Source organism: Streptacidiphilus carbonis (assembly GCF_000787775.1).
GTDB classification, from domain to species: Bacteria; Actinomycetota; Actinomycetes; order Streptomycetales; family Streptomycetaceae; genus Streptacidiphilus; species Streptacidiphilus carbonis.
This window is the reverse complement of record NZ_BBPM01000030.1, coordinates 16240-29625: the sequence shown is the minus strand read 5'-3', so window position 1 is coordinate 29625 and position 13386 is coordinate 16240. Positions and strand designations below refer to the sequence as shown.

Here is a 13386-nt window from a genome sequence, read left to right as displayed (position 1 = left end):
CCCCTACAGTCTGCCCTCCACCCGTTCGAAGTCACCGCGCGACCACGGATGATCCGACCCCTGACCCGCCCCTGACCCGCCCCCGGCCCGACCCTGGCCCACGCGCTCGGGTCAGCTGCCCCAGGGCACCCCGTCCGCCCGCTGGTACGACAGCCCCTGCGCCTGCCAGCGCGGCTGCTGTGCCGCCAGCCGCTGCCGGAAGTCCGCCCAGCCCCGCTCGGCCTGCGGCGTCCAGGCGACCTCGGCCAGCGCCGGGAGCCTGGGCAGCAGCATCGTCTCCAGGTTCGCGACGGTACTCAGGGTCTCGGTCCAGACCGGCGCCTCGACCCCGGTCACCGATCCGGCCGGAAGGCCCGTCAGATAGCCGTCCGGATCCCAGTCGTAGGACTTCTGCACGCTCAGGTAGCCGGCCCACGAGGTGCCGAGCGAGGTCTGCTCGTCGTACTTCTGGTCCAGGTAGGCCCGGTCCGCGGGCTCCATCACCAGCTTGGCCCCGCGCTGCGCCGCAGCGACCAGTTGCTGCGCCAGCCCCGCCGGCTCCAGCTTCAGCGGGTGCCAGACCCCGAGCAGCTGCGGGCCGTCCTTCCCCGCGCCGGCCGCCTCGTCCCAGGCCACCGGCTGCTTCCCGTGCGCCCGGACGATGGCCGCCGCGCGGGCCATGAAGGCGTCGTAGTCGGCGGGAGCCAGGGCGTCGGCCTCGTCCCCGCCGATGCCGAGGTACGGACCGGGCGTCAGCGCGGCCAGCGCGCCGACGACCTTGTCGACGAAGCCGTAGGTCGATTCCTTGCCGGTGCAGATCCGGCTGAACCCGACCCCCACCCCGGTGTAGGGCTGCGCGGGCGCATCCCCCGCGCAGCCGAGGTCCGGATAGGCGGTCAGCGCCGCGTTGGTGTGCCCCGGCAGGTCCACCTCCGGCACCACGGTGATGTAGCGGGCGGCGGCGTAGGCCACGATCGCCCGGTAGTCGGCCGCCGTGTAGTAGCCGCCCGCTCCCCCGCCGACCTGCGTCGCCGCCCCGATCCCGGTCAGCCCGGGCAGCCCGGGGACGGCGATCCGCCAGCCCTGGTCGTCCGTCAGGTGCAGATGCAGCACATTGAACTTGTACTGCGCCAGCAGGTCGACGTACCTCTCGACATCAGCGACCGGAAAGAAGTGCCGCGCGACGTCCAGGGACCCGCTGCGGTACCCGTACCGCGGCCGGTCACTGATCCGCACCGCCGGCACCGTCCCGACGCCCTTCACCGGCACCAGCTGACGCAGCGTCTGCACCCCGTGGAACAGCCCGGCCCCGGTGGCCGCCGTGATCACCACCCCGTCCGGTCCGGACACCAGCCGATACCCCTCGGCGCCGGTCCCGGCCGCGGCGTCCAGCCGCACCACCAGACCGCTCGCGCCACCCGTCCCCACCACGGGCAGCGCGAGCCCGGTCACCGGCCGCAGCAGCGAGGCCAGGTCGCCGGCCACAGCCGTGGCCGCCGCCCCGCCCTCCCCGTGCACCACGGTCCCGGCCGACAACGCATAACCCTCACCGCCGCCGACCGAGACCTGCGAGGGCAACGGCACCAGCGCCACCGCCCCGGCACCGGCCGAGACCGAGGCCCCGGACACCGCGTCGCCCCGCGCCGACGGCGTCCCCCCGCCCGAACACCCGGCCGCCGCCAGCACCAGCACCACCCCAGCCACCGCCGCAGCGGCCCCCCTGCCCCGGATCATGCCCAGATATTGCCATCTGGTCTGGACCAATACAATGGCTCGTGCCGCCACCCAGCGCGAGCCTGCCCCCGCTGCCGTTCGTCGGCAGCGGAGGCAGGCTTCTTCCACGTCCTGCGCCTGCTCCTGCCGCGCCGCCTCAGCCGCTCACTGCCTCCATCTCGCGTCCCACCTCTCCGCCGTACATGCGGGCGATGACGTCCTCGATGGCCGGTTCCTTCACCGAGAGGTCGACCAGGGGGTAGCGGGCGGCGATCGCCGCCACCAGGGGGGCGGCGCTGTCGGCGGACGGGAAGGCGAGCCACTGGCGGGGGCCCTCCATGCGGACCACGCGGGCGCCGGGGACGGTGATCGGGTCCGGCTGCGGGGTGGCCAGGTCGACCACCAGGGTGCGTTCGCTGCCGCCGATGCCGTGCAGGCCCTCCAAGCTGCCGTCGTAGACCACCCGGCCGTGGTCGATCACCATCACCCGCGAGCACAGCCGCTCGATGTCGGTGAGGTCGTGCGTGGTCAGCAGCACCGTCGTCCCCGCCTCGGCGTTGATCTCGGCCAGGAACTCACGGACCCGGTTCTTGCTGATCACGTCCAGGCCGATGGTCGGCTCGTCCAGGTAGAGCACCTCCGGGTCGTGCAGCAGCGCCGCGGCGATGTCGCCGCGCATCCGCTGGCCCAGCGACAGTTGACGCACCGGCACGCCCAACAGCGGTCCCAGCTCCAGCAGTTCGATGCAGCGGTCCAGGTTGTGCCGGTAGCGGGCGTCCTCGATCCGGTAGATCCGCCGCGCCAGCTCGTAGGAGTCGCGCAGCGGCAGGTCCCACCACAGGGTGGTGCGCTGGCCGAACACCACCCCGATCCGCCGCGCCAGCCGGACCCGCTCCCGGGACGGGTCCGCACCCGCCACCCGCAGCCGCCCCTCGCTCGGGACCAGGATCCCGGTCAGCATCTTGATGGTGGTGGACTTGCCCGCCCCGTTGGGGCCGATGTAGCCGACCATCTCCCCGGCCACGACCTCGAAGCTGAGCCCGTCCACCGCCCGCACTTCGCTGCGCTCCCGCTTCAGCCGCCCGACCTTGCGCCGCACGGTGAAGGTCCTGGCCACGTCCTCGACCTCGATGATTGCCATGCTGCCAGCCACATCCCTTCTTCTGCCCACTGCTCGATGGATCGTCAACTGCCGGTGCTGCGATAGGAGCGGATCCCGGCCCGCCAGGCCAGCCCGGCCGCCGTCGCGCACAGCAGCGCGGCCAGCGGCGAGGCGAAGCGGAACCAGCCGGGGACGCCGACGGGGTCCGGGACGCCCAGCAGATAGAGCGCCGGAAGCCAGTTCACGAACGCCAGCGGGATCCCGTAGACCGCGCCGCGCACCAGGTCCCGGGCGAACACCGAGGGCGGGTACTGGAGCATCGTCGCCCCGCCGTAGGTGACGGAGTTCTGCACCTCGGCCGCGTCGGTGGCGAAGAACTGGAAGGCCGCCCCGGCGACGAAGACCGAGCCAAAGATCACGGTGCCGCAGACCACCAGCACGGCCATCACCAGCAGCTTGGGAAGCGTCCAGTCCAGCCGCAGTTCCAGCAGCGACCAGCCCAGCACCAGCAGGTTCTGCACCACCCGCCCGGCCCGGCGCAGCGCGAAGCGGTCCGCGCCCAGCTGCGCCAGCGCGGCGGCCGGACGGACCAGCACGGTGTCCACCGACCCGTCGCGGACCCGCTGGCCCAGCTGGTCCAGGCTGCCCACCAGCAGGTCGGCCAGCCCCAGGGTCAGGCCCGAGGTCCCGTAGAGGAAGGCGACCTGCGGCAGGGTCCAGCCGCCCAGCACCGTGGTGTGCTGGAACATCACCGCGATCACGACGAAGTCCAGCAGCGAGGTCACCCCGTTGCCGACGGTGGTGATCCAGAACGAGGCCCGGTACGCCAGCGACGCGCGCAGCCACATCCCGGCGATCAGCCGGTACGCCCGCAGGGCCTCCTCGACCCGGCCGTACCTCGGGTACCGCGAGTACCGCGAGTACCGCGCCGAGTGACCGCTCGTGGACTCAGCCACCCTGGACCACCACCTTCCGCACCACCGCGCGCTGCAGCAGCTGCCCGGCGCCCAGCAGCAGCCCGGCCCAGCCCGCTTGCAGCAGCAGTCCCTCCGCGAGCGCCGCACCGGTGCGCCGCTGCAGGAACACGTCCAACGGGATCTGCACCATCGCCGCCCAGGGCAGGTGCTGCGCCACCGCCGCCAGCGCGGACGGCAGCAGCGACAGCGGCAGCAGGAAGCCGGAGAAGAACATCCCCAGCACGACGGTCACCTGCCGGATCCCGCGCGGATCCATCAGCCAGAAGCCGGTCAGAGCGGCCAGGTAGCGCAGCAGGAAGCTGACGGTCACCGCCAGCGCGACCGAGGCCAGCGCCGCAACCCAGGTCAGCGCCTGGTCGGCGGCTCCGCCGGCGGGCATCCGGAGCCGGAAGAACAGGCTGCCGACCAGCAGCGGCGCGATCCCCCGGCTCAGCAGGTGGTAGCAGGCCCGGCCGAGGTCGGCGGCCAGCCACCACACCTGCTGGTCCACCGGGCGGTAGAGGTCCACGGCGATGTCGCCGTTGATGATCCTGGCCTCGATGTCGTCCTGGACGCCGCCGCCCATCGCGGCGACCGGCATCAGCAGGGACTGGCCGAGCCAGACATAGGTGAGGGCGGCGCTGAGGTCGTAGCCGCCCAGGTGTGGGCGGATCTGCCAGAGCGCCTGGTAGGTGTAGGCGATGAAGAAGCCGAACACGGTGTTGGTGAACACGCCGGCCCAGGTGGCGGCGCGGTACCCGGCGTAGCGCCGGAAGCTGCTCCGGGCCACTGCGGCGTAGAGCCGCAGCGAGCCGCCGGGGCGGGCCCGGAGGGCCGCGAGCGGGGTCGGGCCGGTCGGGCCGGTCGGATCGGGATCGGGGGGATGGGCCAGGGCGACGGATCGGGCCACCGGCAGGTTCCTTCCTTCTGTCCTCGGACGAGCGGGTCACCGCATCTCGGATGTCCATTTGTCGACACGGCGCAGCCCACTTCCACCACGGCGTGCGGGAACGCCAAACAGGCCCCTTCCGCGGACACCCGGGGGGTGCGCGCAAGGGGCTCGATTCCGTATGCAGTTGTCACGCCAGGGTAGCGACCCGGGGACGGTGATGTCACAGGCGCGCCACAAACGGCCCTATCCATGCCTGTCGGCGCTCGTCGGGGTAACCGGTAAGGCAGGGTGGAAGCTGTTCCTGCGCAAATCGCGTCATAGGGACATTAGGTGATGAAGGCGGACGGAGCAGTACGCGGATGAGCAGCGACCCGAAGGGACCTCAGGGAGAGGGCTGGGGCCCCGCCGGAGGCGACGATCCGGACGGTCCCGCGCATCCCATGGACCCGGACACGCTGGAGGCCGAGGACCGCGCCCAGGGCGGCGGCATGGGCGGCAGCCGGTCCGACCTCCGCCGCGCCAAGAAGCAGGCGCGCAAGGCCGCCCGCAAGGCCAAGCCCTGGTGGCGCCGGGCGATCCCGACCTGGCGGATGACGGTGGCCGGAATCGTCGGCCTGCTGCTGCTCCTGGTCGGCGCCTTCGTCGTGATGTACATGACTGTCACCGTGCCGGACCCCAACGCCTCCGCCACCGCGCAGAGCAACGTCTACTACTACGCCGACGGCAAGACCGAGCTCGGCCGCACCGGCCAGACCAACCGGATCTCCGTCCCGATCGACCAGATCTCCCTGAACATGCAGCGGGCCGCGGTCTCCGCCGAGGACCGCACCTTCTACAGCAACCAGGGCGTCAGCATCAGGGGCACCATCCGGGCCGGCTGGCAGACCCTCACCGGCAACGGCATCCAGGGCGGCTCCACCATCACCCAGCAGTACGTCAAGAACTACTACCTGACGCAGGACCAGACGGTCACCCGCAAGGTCAAGGAGTTCTTCATCGCACTCAAGGTCGACCAGACCGAGAGCAAGAACGACATCATGGCCGGATACCTGAACACCAGCTACTTCGGCCGCAACGCCTACGGCATCCAGGCGGCGGCCCAGGCCTACTACGGCGTCAGCGCGGCCAACCTGAGCGTCCCGCAGTCGGCCTACCTCGCGGCGCTGCTGCAGGCCCCCAGCGCCTACGACGTCGGCACCGCCACCACGGCCGGCAAGGCCGCCGCGGTGGCCCGCTGGAACTACGTGCTGGACGGCATGGTCAAGCTCGGCTGGGTCAGCCAGAGCGACCGCAACGCGATGACCTTCCCCGCGACCAAGGCCCCGGGCGCCACCCCCGGCGTCAGCGGACAGGCCGGCTACCTGATCGGCATCGCCGACCAGTACCTCAACGACAACAACATCGTCGACGCGGCGCACCTGAACGCCGGCGGCTGGAAGATCACCACCACCTTCGTCAAGCAGAACCAGGACCAGCTGGTCGCCGCCGTGAAGAAGGAGTTCAGCGACCAGCTCCCGAACACCGCCAAGGCCAAGGACGTCCGCGCCGCGGCCGGCTCGGTCGACCCGACCACCGGCAAGCTGGTCGCCGCGTACGGCGGGCCCGACTACGCCGAGCAGCAGTTCAACGACGCCACCCGGACCGACATCCAGGTCGGCTCCACCTTCAAGGCCTTCGACCTGGCCGCAGGGCTGCAGTACGGCGGCAAGACCCAGGACGGCCGGGCGATCACCCCGTACACGTACTACGACGGCACCAGCGGACGCAGCGTCCAGGGCCTGCCGTCCGGCCAGTCCTACGCGCCGCCGAACGAGGACAACCAGGACTACGGCCAGATCAACCTCACCTACGCCATGAAGAAGTCGGTCAACTCGGTGTACGCCCAGGAGGCCGTCGACGCGGGCCTGGACAACGTCCGCAAGATCGCCATCGCGTCCGGCCTCCCGACCGACACCCCCGACATGAGCTCGGGCAACCCGGCCCTCGCCCTGGGTGTGGCCACCCCGAGCGCCGTCGAGATGGCCGGTGCCTACGCCACCCTCGACAACCACGGCGAGCAGATCACCCCCTGGTCGGTCCAGGCGCTCAGCCGCAACGGCAGCAACAAGGCCCTGCCCGCCCACCAGACCACCGTGGCCTACGACCGCACCACGGCCGACGCCGTCACCTCGGTCCTGGAGGGCGTCATCAGCTCCAACGGCACCGGCTACGCGGCCCTGAACCTGAACCGCCCGGCGGCCGGCAAGACCGGCACCACCGACGACAACAAGTCCGCCTGGTTCATCGGCTACACCCCGCAGCTGGTCACCTCGGTCGGCCTGTTCGCCGAGGACTCCACCACCCACGCCAGGGTCTCGCTCGGCGACGCCGCCGGGGTCACCCGGGTCAACGGCGGATCCTTCCCGGCCCAGATCTGGACCGACTACATGACCGCGGCGCTCCAGGACCAGCCGGTCAAGCAGTTCGACCTGAACACCTCGACGATCGACAGCAGCAGCCCCGCCGCCTCGACCAGCCCCAGCGCCTCGGCCGGCGCCCCCGCGACCAGCGGCACCACCCCGTCCGCACCGGCGTCCACCCCTCCGCCGTCGAGTACCACCCCGTCGTCCACCCCGAGCGCCGGAACATCCACCACCCGGTCCACCCCGAGCGGCTCGGCCTCCCCGTCCGCCCCCGGCAACAGCGGCGGAGCCACGCCCTCCGGCATCAGCCTGCCCAGTGGCTTCGCCTCCCCCTCGACCCGTGTGGGCGGCCAGCAGAGCCCCGCCGGGTAAAGCCGCAAGGGGAACGGTTCAGCGGTTCGGAGTCAGAGGTAGAGCCCGGTGGAACCGGTCGCGTCCCCCACCCGCTCGGCCGCCACGGCGTGCACGTCACGCTCCCGCAGGAGGACGTACAGCTCGCCGCGGACCTCGACCTCGGAACGGTCCTCGGGGTCGTACAGCACCCGGTCACCGGGCTCGATCGAACGCACGTTCTGACCAATGGCGACCACCTTCGCCCACGCACACCGCTTGGACAGCTCGGCGGTCGCCGGGATCAGGATGCCGCCGGTGGAGCGGCGGTCCCCCTCCGGGCCGTCGGTGCGGACCAGCACCCGGTCGTGCAGCATCCGGATGGGGAGCTTCTCTCCGAAGGGGTCGGGCGTGGGGGCAGACGATTCACTCACCCCAGGACCGTACACCGCCACGCCGACCGCGGCGGACCCGCCGGCACTGCGGGAACAGTCGCCGGAACCCACTCAGGACCACCGGCAGGACGACCGGCAGGGCCGCCCCCGCCGGCCTCCCCCCTCACGCTGTCCTACCTGCGCCGGCGCAGCAGGACCAGGCCCGCCACGGCCACTCCGGCGACCACCGCCACGGGCACGATCCGCTCCTTGCGCGGATGCCCCTTCTCGTCCACGAACTGGGCCCTGACCTGCTCCACACCCCGGTTCGCCGCCACGAACGCCTGGCCCACCGTCCGGTCCAGGACCGCCTTGGCGTCGGCCCTGGCCTTGCCGACGATCGTGGACGGGTGGACCGCCACAGCCAGCTCGTCCAGCGTCGCGGCCAACTGCTTCCGGGTGCGGACGATGTCCGCCTCGATCTGCGCGGCGGAACGCCCGTCCGGGCCGCTGTCCTTGCCCCTCGTGCCGACGACCTCGCCCACGAGTCCACCTTCCTCCGCTACCCGCTCCACCTGTGCACCTGACGGACAGTTTGTCAGGTCCTGTGACGCCGCGCGCATCGGCACCCCGGTCCCGCACCGCTCTGTCGTACCCGGACGGTACGTTCTAGTGGGCACGACCTTCACCACTCAAGCACGAGCAGGAGCACCCATGACGGACCAGCAGACCAAGCTGCAGGCCGGCGACCCCGCCCCGGCCTTCACCCTCCCGGACGCCGACAGCAAGCCGGTCTCCCTGGCCGACCACCTCGGGCGCAAGGTCGTCGTGTACTTCTACCCGAACGCGCTCACTCCAGGCTGCACCAAGCAGGCCTGCGACTTCACCGACAACCTGGACCTGCTCGCGGGGGCCGGCTACGACGTGATCGGCATCTCCCCGAACGACCCGGCGAAGCTCGCCAAGTTCCGCGAGCAGGAGCACCTCAGGGTCACCCTGCTGGCGGACCCCGAGAAGGACGTACTCAAGGCGTACGGGGCCTTCGGCGAGAAGACCATGTACGGCAAGACGGTCACCGGGGTGATCCGCTCCACCTTCGTCGTCGACGAGCAGGGCAAGATCGAGCACGCGTTCTACAACGTGAAGGCCACCGGGCACGTCGCCAAGCTGATCCGGGACCTCAAGATCAGCTGACCCGCGCCGCCGACGGGCCGCGGACCCGCCGCCGACACGCCGAAGGGGCGGCACACCCTCCGGGTGCACCGCCCCTCCTCAGGGATGCCCGTTGCCCACGGCTCCTGCCTACTGCATGGAGCTGTTCATGGTGTTGATCAGCGTGCCGCTGGAGTCGTCACCCTCGAAGGAGAAGGCGAAGATGCCGCCCAGCCCCTTCGATGTGGCGTAGGAGCCGCGCGCGGTGATCGCCTGCGGGGTGTCGCCGGTGTAGAAGTTGGTGCCGTCGTAGATCCAGGAACTCTGCGTGGTGGCGTCCCAGTGGACATTGCTGCCGCTGGTCAGACCCTTGGCCGCGAGCTCCTTCCAGTCCGCGATGCCGGCCTGCTGGGTGTAGGTCTGCACCGGGCTGGCCCCGGTCGCCGACTGGTAGAGGCCGTAGTTGCTGCCGGCCGGCACCCCGGTCCAGCCGCGGAAGTAGAACGGCACACCCAGCACCAGCTTGCTCGCCGGGAAGCCGCCGGTGATCCCGTACGCGGAGTCCCCCGTGGTGTACGCCTTGATGGTGTTGTCGACGTTGTACTTCTCGGTTCCCGGCGCGATCGCCGTGCTCGGGTCGGAGGCGGTGTCGTGCAGCGGGTCCTGGAAGTTGGTCGGACCGGTCGCGTCCCAGGCGCCGTGCATGTCGTAGGTCATGATGTTGCCGTAGTCCAGGGACTTGGCGATCTGCGCGGGCTGGATCAGCGCGATCTTGTCCTGGCCGCTGGGCAGCGCCGCGGTCAGCAGGTAGTGCTTGCCGATGGTCGCGCCGTAGGCGTCCAGCTCGGTGCGGAACTCCGCCAGCAGTGCGCTGTAGTCGGCCGTGTCGGCCGCCGAGGTGTGGTTGCCGGTGTGGCCGCCGGCCGAGGCCGGGTACTCCCAGTCGATGTCGATACCGTCGAACAGGCCCGCGATGGAGGCGGTGCCGCCGGACGCGTCACCGGAGACCCCGGTCGGCAGGTTGCCCTTGATGAACATGTTGATGCAGGAGGAGACGAACGCCTTGCGCGAGGCGTCGGTGGCGGCCGCGTCCGAGAAGTACTTGGAGTAGGTCCAGCCGCCGATGGAGAGGGTGAACCTCAGGTTGGGGTACTTGGTCTTGAGCTCGCGCAACTGGTTGAAATTGCCCTTGATCGGCTGCGACCAGGTGTCCGAGGTGCCGTCGACGCTGATGTCGCCGGTGTAGGACTTCTGGTAGTCCGCGAAGGCGTCGCCCGCGCCGTCGCCCGCGTTGGGGTCGGCCTCGTTGGTGGAGTCGCTGGCCTTCACGGCCTCGAAGCAGGTGTGCGAGCTGGGGTCGATGTTCTCGAACGCGTAGGTCATGACCTTGGTGTTCGCCGCCGCGCCCGAAGTGCCCACGTTCTTGGGGTAGTAGGCGTTGCCGTAGATCGACCACTGGTCGAAGTAGGCCGACTTCATCGCACCGCCGGCCGCCCCGGCCGTGGTCGCCGACACCGCGCCGGACTGGGCGGAGGCGTGGCCGTCCTTGTCGTAGCCCTGGACGGTGAAGGAGTAAGCGGTGTTGGGCAGCAGCGAGCTGACGGTTACCGAGGTGCCCATCGAGGTCGCGACCAGGTTGGAGCCCGAGTAGACGTAGTAGCCGGGAGTGTCCCCGGTCTGCGAGTTGTCCGTGGACGCCGCCCAGGCGAGGGTCACCGCGGTGTTGGTCACCTTCGCGGTCACCCCGGTGGGGGCGCTCACCAGGCCGTCGCCGGTCGGGCCGCTGCCGGTGCCGGTGGTCGCGGAGCTGCTCGGCGAGGCCGAGGCGCTGGCGGACACGGAGGCCGAGGCGGACGCGCTGGCGCTCGCGGACGGGCTCGAACTCGCCGACGGCGAGGAGGAGGCACTCGCGGAGGCGGACGGCGAGGCCGAGGCCGAAGCCGAAGCGCTGGCCGACGGGGTGCTGCTACTGCTCCCCCCGGGCCCGGTCAGCGTCACGTCGTCGGCGTAGTACGAACCCTGCCCGTACCACCCGTGCGTGTACACCTGCACCGACGTGGTCGCCGACCCGGTCGTGAACGAGGTCGACAGCTGCTGCCAACTGGTCGCGCTGGGCGTCCAGTTGCTCGCGGTCACGCCGGTCCCGGTGGCGCCGATGTAGACGTAGGCGCCCTGGACGTAGCCCGACAGGCTGTACGTGGTGTTCGGCAGCACCGCCACGGTCTGCGTGCACTGCGCGTCGTCGGAGCTGGACGCCGCGCCGAGCAGCGCGTGCGAACCGCCGTGCACGGGCGAACCGACGACACTGCCCAGCGAGCAGCTCCAGCCGCTCAGGCTGCCGGTCTCGAAGTCGCCGTTGGTCAGCAGATTGGTGGTGGCGGCGCTGGCCCCGGTGATGGTGGTGGCGAGCGCGGCGGAACCGGCTATCAGCACCGACGCGGTGGCGAGCGCGGTGCCGCGCCTCATCCCTCGCCGTCTGGCGCGGGGGGTGGACGGGACGCGTTCTGGCATGACTGGACTCCTGGAGGGAGGGGGATGTGTGGGGGGACACCCGCGCCGGGACAGTGAGCGCGCCATGCGCAAAGCCCTGTGGGGGTGCACGGCGTGACCCGACGCGGGTGGACTGTGGGGGGTGGTGCCTGGTGGTGCCCGGTAGCGCCCTGTGGTGCGCGGTGGTGCCCGGTGGTGCCTACCGAGGACTCAGCCGTTGAACTGAGTGAGGATCTTCGTGAAGTCGTAGGGGTTCTGGGTGACGCTGCTGCACGCCCCGTCGGCCCAGTTGTGGACGACGCTCGGGTCGCAGGCGCGGTCCCGGTTGACGTCCCAGTAGGAGAAGGCGGCGGCATGGTTGGTCTTCACGAAGCCGAGCAGGTCGGTGAAGGTCGACTGGGTGAACAGCTCGCTGGGCTGGTCGGTGTGACCGTTCATCAGCTGCACGCTGAGGTGCGCCCACGCGGTGGCGGCGTCCCAGCCGTAGAGCTTCTCCAACTGGGCGACCACGTCGGTGGCCACGGTCTCGGCGGCGGCCGTCTCCGTCCCGCCGCTCAGTCCGAAGTCGAAGTCCATGATGTTGACCCGGTCGATCCGGGCGCCGTCGTTGATCGCCTGCTGGATCTCGTCACGGCCGGTGTCGGGGAGCCCGATCGTCGTCATCGGGATGGTCAGCGAGACCTTCAGGTTCGGGTTGGCCGCCTCCAACTGCTTGATCGCACCCCAGCGCACCGCCATGTTGGCGTCCAGGCTGCCGTTCTCCCAGTCCAGGTCGATCCGGGTGAGCCTGTACTTGTCGATCACCTGCTGGTAGGCCGACGCGAGCGCCGACGAGCTGCCGCAGGTGCTGCCCAACTCGGTGCCGTTGTAGCCGCCGAAGGACACGGCGACGTCCCCGCCGGCCGCGCGGGCGGCGTTCACATCCGCCAGTACGGCGGTGTCGGCGGCGACGCTGGAGGTGCCGGCGCCGTCCCAGGCCGGGGTGCAGCCGCCCGAGTCCAGCACGAACGCGAAGAGGAACTCGTTCTCACCGGAGTTTGCGATCACGTCCGAGATCGACTGCGGGCTGTTGTCCAACGGCATCATGTAGACGGGGTGCCGGAACCCGGTGTCCGCGGGCGGCGTGCTCGCCGTGGAGGTGGGACTGGCGCTCACCGTCGGGCTGGCGCTCACGGTCGGGCTCGAACTCGCCGTGGGCGAACTGCTCGCCGTGGGCGTCGGCGTGGACCCTCCCCCGGCCGGCGGCCCGCTCAACGAGAGCTCGTCCGCCCCGAAGGCCGCCTGCCCGTACCACCCGTGCACGTAGACCTGCACCGAGGTGGTGGTCGCCCCGGTGCTGAACGTCGTCGAGAGGGTCTGCCAACTGGCAGCGCTGGGCGTCCAGTTGCTGGCTGTCACGCCGGTACCGGTGGCACCGAGGTAGACGTAGCTCCCTTCCACCTGCCCGCTCAACGTGTACGTGGAGTTGGGCGCGACCGCGACCGTCTGGGCGCACTGTGCGAAGTCCGAGCCGGCCGGTGTCCCCGACAAGGAGTACGAACCCGCCGCAACCGGGCTCGTCACCACCTTGTCGGCCGTCGAACAGCTCCAGCCGCTCAGACTCCCGCTCTCGAACCCGGGGTTGACCAGCAACTGCGCGGTGCTCGCCTGCGCGTTCCCGCCGACCACGAGCAACCCTCCCGCCGCCAGCAGCGCGCCGCAGCACGCCGCCACCAGCACGCGCTGGGTTCCCGTCCGTGAGGACCTACCGACCATCTCTGCCTCCGCAACATGAACAATCCGTCACTGACACCCGCGGACCTGCTGCGGCAGTCGGATCCGAGGCCCCCACGCGACTCCTCGGTAACTACCGTTGTTGACGGATAAATTGGCCTGGACCATCCCCGCCCGTCAAGACCCTGTTCGACATCACGTCACTTAAGTTCCCTTAAGGTTCACCATCAGGCCAGCTCAGAGCTATAGCGCCTCACAATGGCCTAGTCCTATTGGTCTCAAC

10 protein-coding genes are annotated in these 13386 nt (G+C 70.7%); 2 read left to right on the top strand and 8 right to left on the bottom strand.

Annotation, left to right across the window (positions count from 1 at the left end; genetic code table 11):
- Positions 1 to 111: 111 nt before the first annotated feature.
- The 4 genes from TR46_RS22620 to TR46_RS22605 form a co-directional block, all read right to left on the bottom strand.
- Positions 112 to 1713 carry a beta-N-acetylhexosaminidase gene (locus TR46_RS22620; protein WP_042404278.1) on the bottom strand — a complete coding sequence of 534 codons (1602 nt, stop codon included), beginning with the start codon at positions 1711 to 1713 and terminating at the stop codon, positions 112 to 114.
- A 136-nt stretch (positions 1714 to 1849) separates the two neighbouring features.
- Positions 1850 to 2833 (bottom strand): ABC transporter ATP-binding protein, encoded by a 984-nt coding sequence (locus TR46_RS22615; RefSeq protein WP_042404276.1) that lies wholly within the window; start codon positions 2831 to 2833, stop codon positions 1850 to 1852.
- Between the two features lie 44 nt (positions 2834 to 2877).
- Positions 2878 to 3750, bottom strand: a complete 873-nt coding sequence (locus tag TR46_RS22610) for an ABC transporter permease (RefSeq protein WP_439654383.1) — start codon at positions 3748 to 3750, stop codon at positions 2878 to 2880.
- Complete coding sequence (locus TR46_RS22605; RefSeq protein ID WP_042404351.1) at positions 3743 to 4558, bottom strand: ABC transporter permease; 816 nt, start codon at positions 4556 to 4558, stop codon at positions 3743 to 3745. Before TR46_RS22605 ends, TR46_RS22610 begins: the two co-directional genes overlap by 8 nt.
- Positions 4559 to 5001: 443 nt before the next feature.
- Between TR46_RS22605 and TR46_RS45080 the strand changes: the two genes are divergently transcribed.
- Positions 5002 to 7416 carry a transglycosylase domain-containing protein gene (locus TR46_RS45080; protein ID WP_152626611.1) on the top strand — a complete coding sequence of 805 codons (2415 nt, stop codon included), beginning with the start codon at positions 5002 to 5004 and terminating at the stop codon, positions 7414 to 7416.
- 32 nt (positions 7417 to 7448) lie between these two features.
- Here TR46_RS45080 and TR46_RS22595 read toward each other — a convergent pair whose 3' ends face one another.
- Both TR46_RS22595 and TR46_RS22590 read right to left on the bottom strand, forming a co-directional pair.
- Positions 7449 to 7751 carry a GroES family chaperonin gene (locus TR46_RS22595; protein ID WP_084715071.1) on the bottom strand — a complete coding sequence of 101 codons (303 nt, stop codon included), beginning with the start codon at positions 7749 to 7751 and terminating at the stop codon, positions 7449 to 7451.
- Between the two features lie 191 nt (positions 7752 to 7942).
- On the bottom strand, positions 7943 to 8293 hold the full coding sequence (locus TR46_RS22590) for a DUF3618 domain-containing protein (RefSeq protein WP_042404275.1): 351 nt from the start codon (positions 8291 to 8293) through the stop codon (positions 7943 to 7945).
- 169 nt (positions 8294 to 8462) lie between these two features.
- Between TR46_RS22590 and bcp the strand changes: the two genes are divergently transcribed.
- Entirely contained in the window at positions 8463 to 8942 is a 480-nt protein-coding gene (gene bcp, locus TR46_RS22585; RefSeq protein WP_042404272.1) for a thioredoxin-dependent thiol peroxidase, read from the top strand.
- A 108-nt stretch (positions 8943 to 9050) separates the two neighbouring features.
- On the opposite strand, the gene TR46_RS22580 is transcribed toward bcp, so the two are convergent.
- Positions 9051 to 11366, bottom strand: coding sequence for a glycosyl hydrolase family 18 protein (locus tag TR46_RS22580; protein ID WP_152626610.1), 2316 nt, complete (start codon positions 11364 to 11366; stop codon positions 9051 to 9053).
- A 234-nt stretch (positions 11367 to 11600) separates the two neighbouring features.
- Positions 11601 to 13109, bottom strand: a complete 1509-nt coding sequence (locus TR46_RS39740; RefSeq protein WP_236655440.1) for a carbohydrate binding domain-containing protein — start codon at positions 13107 to 13109, stop codon at positions 11601 to 11603.
- Positions 13110 to 13386: the final 277 nt, after the last annotated feature.

Excerpts from the sequence above, each read along its gene's own strand:
- TR46_RS22620 (WP_042404278.1), bottom strand. The coding sequence starts at position 1,713 with ATGATCCGGGGCAGGGGGGCCGCTGCGGCGGTGGCTGGGGTGGTGCTG.
- TR46_RS22580 (WP_152626610.1), bottom strand. The coding sequence starts at position 11,366 with ATGAGGCGCGGCACCGCGCTCGCCACCGCGTCGGTGCTGATAGCCGGT.
- TR46_RS22615 (WP_042404276.1), bottom strand. The coding sequence starts at position 2,833 with ATGGCAATCATCGAGGTCGAGGACGTGGCCAGGACCTTCACCGTGCGG.
- bcp (WP_042404272.1), top strand. The coding sequence starts at position 8,463 with ATGACGGACCAGCAGACCAAGCTGCAGGCCGGCGACCCCGCCCCGGCC.
- TR46_RS22595 (WP_084715071.1), bottom strand. The coding sequence starts at position 7,751 with ATGCTGCACGACCGGGTGCTGGTCCGCACCGACGGCCCGGAGGGGGAC.
- TR46_RS45080 (WP_152626611.1), top strand. The coding sequence starts at position 5,002 with ATGAGCAGCGACCCGAAGGGACCTCAGGGAGAGGGCTGGGGCCCCGCC.